Origin of the sequence: Okeania sp. SIO2F4, from assembly GCF_010672385.1 — a bacterium.
GTDB lineage: Bacteria > Cyanobacteriota > Cyanobacteriia > Cyanobacteriales > Microcoleaceae > Trichodesmium.
The window spans coordinates 1-6,617 of record NZ_JAAHGT010000532.1 but is presented as its reverse complement, the minus strand read 5'-3'; the positions used below and the strand labels follow the sequence as shown (position 1 = coordinate 6,617).

The window sequence follows — 6,617 nt, the reverse complement described above, 5'->3', positions numbered from 1 at the left end:
CAGGGCTGCTCAACCATCTGAATCTAATAAATCTTCTGGTCAGCCAAGAGCATCTTTTTTATTATCTCAGATTTCTGACCAAACTTTGTCGAGAATGCCTTCTGGGTTTGAAGAGTTAGACAGGGTAATTGGTGGTGGAATTTTTCCTGCTTCCTTAGTATTGATTGGTGGAGAACCTGGTTTAGAATTAGTTAAACTTTAGGATTTTTGATATTTGCTGGTGAATATTAACTTATTTTAAGAAATGCCAAAACAGAAAACAAAATATGTATGTAGAGAATGTGGGCAGGAATATGCTCAATCCTACGGCCAATGTAGAAACTGTAAAAGTTGGGGTTCAATAGAGGAAATAATAGAACAATCAACTACAACTGCTCTACAACGATTAGGGCTGACTGATATTGACAGGGCTGCTCAACCATCTGAATCTAATAAATCTTCTGGTCAGCCAAGAGCATCTTTTTTATTATCTCAGATTTCTGACCAAACTTTGTCGAGAATGCCTTCTGGGTTTGAAGAGTTAGACAGGGTACTTGGTGGTGGAATTGTTCCTGGTTCCTTAGTATTGATTGGTGGAGAACCTGGTATTGGTAAGTCTACTCTTTTGTTACAGGTGGCTAATCAGTTGTCTGATAGATGTCGGGTTTTGTATGTGTCGGCGGAAGAGTCTGGACAACAGGTGAAATTACGTTCGCAACGTTTAATTGTTAATCTCAATGAAGTAGAAGTGGAGGATAAGGAGAATGTTTCAAATGTTGAGGTGGATGAGAATTTATCCTCGAATGAAAATCAAGAAAGTAGTGACAATTCTGAATCTATAAAAGATTCTGCTAAAAATTCTCAGGAAAATTTATTTTTATTACCAGAAACAGATTTAGAAGTAATTTTGAGAGAGTTGGAATCTCTCAAACCATATTTAGCAGTAATTGACAGTATTCAAACTATTTATTTTGCTTCTTTGACTTCTGCTCCAGGTTCGGTTGCTCAAGTTCGCGAATGTACTTCCGCTTTGATGCAAGTGGCAAAGCGGGAAAATATTACCTTATTAATAGTTGGTCATGTAACTAAAGATGGTGCTTTAGCAGGTCCTCGTGTTTTAGAACATTTGGTAGATACAGTTTTATATTTTGAGGGCGATCGGTTTGCCTCCCACCGTTTGTTGCGGTCTATGAAAAATCGTTTTGGTGCTACTCACGAAATTGGAGTTTTTGAAATGGTGGCTAATGGTTTAAAAGAAATTTTAAACCCTTCAGAATTATTTCTCGGAAGTAGAGATGAATATTCTTCTGGAACTTCTACAGTTGTGTCGATGGAAGGTACTCGCCCAATAGTTGTAGAAATTCAAGCTTTAGTAAGTCCGGCAAGTCATGGTTCTCCTCGACGTTCTACTACTGGAATTGATAGTAGTAGGTTACAACAGATTTTGGCAGTGTTGGAAAAACGGGTAGGCATTCCTTTATCAAAGTTGGATACTTATGTGGCGACGGTAGGAGGTTTGAGTGTAGAAGAACCCGCAGCAGATTTGGGAGTAGCTATTGCTGTAGTGGCTAGTTTTCGCGATCGAGTAGTTGACCCCCGAACTGTTTTGCTGGGAGAGGTAGGTTTAGGTGGGCAAGTCCGACCTGTATCTCAGTTGGAGTTGAGATTAAGGGAAGCTGCCAAGTTAGGTTTTAAAAAGGCAATTATTCCCAAAGGTCAACAACCACCGGATTTAGGAATGCGTATTTTGCCTATTGCTAAGGTGATAGATGCAATTATTGCTTCTATTCCGGCGCAACCTCCAACTATGGGGAGTTGAGGTTTTTTTGTTAAAAGTTATTAGCTAGGAAGTTAAGTTTCCTGGCTGTTTTTTTGCTAACTTTTAATTTTCAGCGATTGGAATATTAATAGATGACTAAACAAATTGAATAGATTCTGGAACGACTCCATTATAAAAAGTATCATAGTCGGTAACTGTTCCACAGGCATCAACTTTTTTCCCAAAAGTTTTCTTAGAAATAGGTAGTAAAACATTTGGTCCCCCAAGAGGTTTGTAGTCAATTCCCTTATGTATAGCTGCTGCAATTAGAGCGCCATTACAGATGTAGTTTCTTGCCCAGTTTTCTGCATAATGTTTCAATCCATAGGAACCCATGGTGAAACTTTTTATAAATATACAATTACTCAACCAAGCTTTTGACCAATAGTATTGTTTTAAACCAATAGGCTCAGAAAGGCTTTCCCTATCCCTATACTCAAGACTAGCCGACATTCCATTAGTGCATAACGTTTGATTTTCTTTTAAAATTAACTCCATTTCGTCTTTAAGTGAGGAGTATTTCACAATGTTTGATTTCCAGTAAAACTCAGAGTTTGATTTTTTGAAGTTGTAGAGTTTTTGTTTCGTAGCTACATTAGTAACTACATCACCTTGATATTTGTAGAATTCTTTATTTAACCTCTTCAAGGCTACTATTACTAAACCTTCAGGTATTTCTGTACTACTCCAGTTACTAATATCTTGACTTAATTGTAAAACGTTTATTGGGCTTGTAAATGAAATTCCTTTAGTATATCTACATTGACTGAGATAATTTATTGCCCAATAATAAGCTCTTAAACATTCATCAGACAAAAGATTTTCATCAATGCTTCTACTGTCGTGTTTTTCTACTTCCTCATCTAAACCATAAACTTTTATATCGGGATTTATATTTAAAATTGTAGTTATTTGTGCTTTTAATTGTTGATAATTAACTTGTTCCATTGCTATTTTCTATTGAATTTTTATTGTAAAAATCAACACATATTTAATTAAGAATCTAGCTAATTTTTAATTTTGAGCTGTAGCCTATTAAATTAAATAGTATACTTTTCCACGAACTGCCGATGTTGCTGCGACTCAAGACCCTCCTGCAAAACTGCCAAAACTTTCTACATCTGACATCAAGCAAAGCTTTTGCATCCAACCACAGACCTAAAAAAATCGGTAGTGCGTCAAGGAAGTGTGGGAAGTGTGGGAAGTGTGGGGAGACCCTCGAAAGTAGGAGGAATAATTGTACCTGTATCTTTTTGGGAAGTGTCTGCCACCCGTCCTAACTTTTTAGTCTTAAAGGCTGAAAAATTGGCACTTTTTTCGCTCCCTTATGGGCGCTAAACCTTGATATATCAGTGCTTTTAGATTAGATTTGCCAGCCCTACTAGGGCGTTTCCCACACTTTATTAATGCACAACCAAAAAATCTGACTCTTGAGATAATCTGCTTCATCAAGCTTTTGCTGATGATATTCTACTTCATAAAACCGACATAAAACGTCATAACAAGTGACATTTTTCTGTTTACTTCCTGCTGTACGGACGTTTAGCTAACGCATAACTTTCGTATAGGGAATGCTCCGCAAACGTTAACGCGGAGCGACATGAAACGCATTTTTGTTATGCAACGTCCCTACAAGGCCGTCGGTGGTTGCTCATCCACAGGCATTTACGGTCAAGCCGACCGCATTCCTTAAATTGATACTTGCGTTCAAATCTCTATTGATTGACAAGCCACACGATGGGCAGTCATTAAGTTCTCAGGCTTAACGGCTTATTTTTATCTGTCATTATATGTAATTATACTTTTGACTCCTGACTTCATCAAGGGTACTGGTGATGAAGTAATTAATCTTTATTACTCTGAAACTTTTAACTATAGTTTTTTCTTTGATTTTATAGCAATTTCAAATCAAAGAATTACCAATTCACTAATACCCAAAAACTTTAACTAAAAAACTTTCCCAGAAGTAATTTCCGGCTCCAAATTAAACAAAAGCTGTAAAGTCTCCATTGCATGACGCCTCGCCTCAATATCCTGTTGTGCTCGTAACTCTACCATTGGGTCATGCAAAATTTTATTCACAATACCCCTAGTCTAAGAATATTCTCTCTGGAAAAATAGACTAGGGCTTGCTGATTAAATATAAAAGCATTGACACATAAAGGTTTTAGCCTTGAAGGAGCGAAAAAAAGTGCAACTTTTTAAGCTTGAGGACTAAAAAGTTAGGATTTTGGGCTGACTATGGCAGAAAAATTAAGAGATAAATTTTCCCACTACCTCCTCTAAATTCCTCCTGGCTACTACTTATACTTTTTCAGGCAACCCTAGACTAAGGAAATTTTTTTTATCTGAAGCACCCAAATGTATAGCTTTGTAATTTTTGTATTATTTGGTATTATTCTGCTATACGCAATAGTAAAATATATAATTAAATCTTATGGTTGTTGGTACTACTGAAGCTGCTTCTTTATTAAATATTTCTGCTCAACGAGTCCGAGTTTTACTTCAGGAAGGTAGGATTCAAGGCGCTCGGAAAATTAATGGTCGAACTTGGGGAATTCCTCTGTACAAAGGAAGACCAAGGATCTCTGGTAAGAAACGTGGCCCCAAACCCAATTGGTCTCCTCAGCGCCATTGCGGTAAAAATACCCTTCATTTTAATCGACTTAATATAGAGAAAAATCGGAAGCTCAAAAAGATTGATCCTCAAGCCAAAGACGAATATGTACTTTCTGCTCAACGTGGCTCTAAGATTTTAGCTAAAGGTCACGAAATAGAGATTAATGGTCCTTGTCGAATTGTTTATCAACCAGACAAACCTCATAGTTGTGGAGCGACTGTATGGATTGAGACTTTAGCAACAGTGACTGTGTTTAATTTTGACGGTACGGTGGAACGAGTTGATAGTAGATGGGTTTGGGAAGAAGAGGAGATGTGGAAAATTAACAAGAAAAGTATTGAGGAAGTAATTAAGGTTTGTTGATTAACTCTCAAACCATTTACAGATAAATGCTTGAACTCAGTCAGGGATTAATTTTTACTTCTGAGCTGTCGAGCTCTCACAGGTGATGCCATATAAATCACTCCTTCCACTAATTCTAATTCTGCTTTCTTGATGTGGGGCAATTGGTTATACCTTTGCTCAAATTCTGCCTGACTTAGGGGATAGAACTCAGTTCCGCTGTCGCGATCGCCATTTTCCAAGATAGGTATTAATTGTTCAGGAATAGGCTTTGCTTGACTGATAATTTTGACTTTCTACAGTAATTTTTTTTGTAAATTTAGAGTTTTTTACTTTTTTCACATCTACTTAAATACAAATAAAACATCTGTATAACTGTGATAGTTGCGACCTTGATAAGACCATTCAATCGAAAGTTTATTGAGATTAAAATTCTGGTTATCAAGATAACTTTCTATTTCTCTTTTTAGAGGAGATTTTGAGAATGCAGTTTTTGTTAGTCAACTAGACGATGGTTATTACGCCTACCATTTTAGTCATCCTCTTGGGGGTCAACATTTATATGTCACTACTGTTGAGGGGGCTGAAAATTTTGAATCAAGCTACAACTCAATTGTTTTGGCATATTTTGGCGCATTCTTTGGTAGAGGTGAAATTTTTAGTATTGTTCGCCAGTTGCGGGGGTGTTAATTTTTTTATTTAGTTATGGGTACTGGTGATCAGGTAATTAATATTGATTATTATGAAACTTATAACTATAGTTTTTTCTTAGATACTATAGACATTTAAAATCAAAGAATTACCAATTTACCAACACCCAAAGACTCCAACTAAACAACTTTCCCAGAACTAATTTCTGACTCCAAATTAAACAAAAGTTGTAAAGTCTGCATCGCATGACGCCTCGCCTCAATATCCTGTTGTGCTCGTAACTGCACCATCGGATCGTGCAAAATTTTATTCACAATACCCCTAGTCAAAGCCTCAATTACCTCTTGATGTTTTTCCGCAAATTCCGAGCCTAAACGAGATAAAGCCTTTTCTAATTCCTGCTCCCGAATAGTCTCTATTTTTTGTCGTAAAGAATTAATAGTCGGAACCGTTTCTAAACTTCTCCACCAAACATCAAAAGCTTCTACCTCTTCCTCCAATAAAACCTCAGCCTCCATAGCCATTTGCCGACGACTTTCTTGATTTTGAGCAACAACCGCCTTTAAATCATCCACATTAAAACAACGAACATTTGCCAATTCACTCACATCAGTAGAAATATTACGAGGCACAGAAATATCCACCAACATTAAAGATTTATTAGGAGCTAAAATTCCTTCTAATTTAGCCTTATCTAAAATTGGTTCAGTTGCCCCAGTACTAGTAAATACCAAATCAGAATTACTAATAACCTGACCCATTTGTGACATAGAATCAACATTTATATTTGCATCTTTAAAACTATTTGCTAAATCCTGAGCCCTTCCCACAGAACGATTAATAATTGATATCTTATTTGCACCTTTAGCCAATAAATGTTGCACCAGTAATTTTGACATTTTACCAGCACCAACAATAGCCACTCGATAATTAGATAAATCCTCCAATTTCATCTGAGCTAATTCCACAGCCGCCGAACTAATAGAAACAGCACCAGTACCAATACTTGTTTCTGTCCGAACTCTTTTTCCAGCAGTTACAGCTTGCTTAAATAAACGATTAAGAATTCGCCCAATACCCTTATATTGTTGTCCGAGTTTATGAGTTTGTTTAACCTGAGATAAAATTTGCCCTTCACCCAATACCAAACTATCTAATCCAGCCGCAACTCGCATTAAGTGCATAATAGAATCTTCATGGAGTAGA

Annotated in this window: 5 protein-coding genes and 4 pseudogenes; 4 read left to right on the top strand and 5 right to left on the bottom strand. The window is 36.7% G+C overall.

The window, feature by feature from the left end; genetic code table 11:
• Positions 1 to 184, top strand: a pseudogene (locus F6K22_RS26740) (DNA repair protein RadA); the annotation flags it as partial.
• Positions 185 to 244: 60 nt separating this feature from the next.
• Positions 245 to 1,798, top strand: a complete 1,554-nt coding sequence (radA, locus tag F6K22_RS26735; RefSeq protein ID WP_293105066.1) for a DNA repair protein RadA — start codon at positions 245 to 247, stop codon at positions 1,796 to 1,798.
• A 96-nt stretch (positions 1,799 to 1,894) separates the two neighbouring features.
• Here radA and F6K22_RS26730 read toward each other — a convergent pair whose 3' ends face one another.
• Positions 1,895 to 2,746 carry a hypothetical protein gene (locus tag F6K22_RS26730; protein ID WP_293105062.1) on the bottom strand — a complete coding sequence of 284 codons (852 nt, stop codon included), beginning with the start codon at positions 2,744 to 2,746 and terminating at the stop codon, positions 1,895 to 1,897.
• A 192-nt stretch (positions 2,747 to 2,938) separates the two neighbouring features.
• Between F6K22_RS26730 and F6K22_RS26725 the strand changes: the two genes are divergently transcribed.
• On the top strand, positions 2,939 to 3,136 hold the full coding sequence (locus F6K22_RS26725; protein ID WP_293105059.1) for a hypothetical protein: 198 nt from the start codon (positions 2,939 to 2,941) through the stop codon (positions 3,134 to 3,136).
• 313 nt (positions 3,137 to 3,449) lie between these two features.
• Here the strand turns inward: F6K22_RS26725 and F6K22_RS42505 are convergent.
• Both F6K22_RS42505 and F6K22_RS26720 read right to left on the bottom strand, forming a co-directional pair.
• Positions 3,450 to 3,545 (bottom strand): annotated as a pseudogene (locus tag F6K22_RS42505) (zinc ribbon domain-containing protein); the annotation flags it as partial.
• Between the two features lie 200 nt (positions 3,546 to 3,745).
• Positions 3,746 to 3,892, bottom strand: a pseudogene (locus F6K22_RS26720) (glutamyl-tRNA reductase); the annotation flags it as partial.
• A 343-nt stretch (positions 3,893 to 4,235) separates the two neighbouring features.
• Here F6K22_RS26720 and F6K22_RS26715 point away from each other — a divergent pair.
• The gene (locus tag F6K22_RS26715; protein ID WP_293105056.1) at positions 4,236 to 4,781 is read left to right on the top strand and encodes a DNA-binding protein; all 546 of its coding nucleotides are present in this window, start codon (positions 4,236 to 4,238) and stop codon (positions 4,779 to 4,781) included.
• Positions 4,782 to 4,846: 65 nt separating this feature from the next.
• Here F6K22_RS26715 and F6K22_RS26710 read toward each other — a convergent pair.
• Together F6K22_RS26710 and hemA are read right to left on the bottom strand one after the other, a co-directional pair.
• Positions 4,847 to 5,026, bottom strand: a pseudogene (locus F6K22_RS26710) (hypothetical protein); the annotation flags it as partial.
• 564 nt (positions 5,027 to 5,590) lie between these two features.
• Positions 5,591 to 6,617 (bottom strand): glutamyl-tRNA reductase (hemA, locus tag F6K22_RS26705; RefSeq protein WP_293105053.1); only part of this gene is annotated, 1,027 nt, incomplete at its 5' end.

Coding starts and splice junctions, on each gene's coding strand:
- F6K22_RS26715 (WP_293105056.1), top strand. CDS start 4,236: ATGGTTGTTGGTACTACTGAAGCTGCTTCTTTATTAAATATTTCTGCT.
- radA (WP_293105066.1), top strand. CDS start 245: ATGCCAAAACAGAAAACAAAATATGTATGTAGAGAATGTGGGCAGGAA.
- F6K22_RS26730 (WP_293105062.1), bottom strand. CDS start 2,746: ATGGAACAAGTTAATTATCAACAATTAAAAGCACAAATAACTACAATT.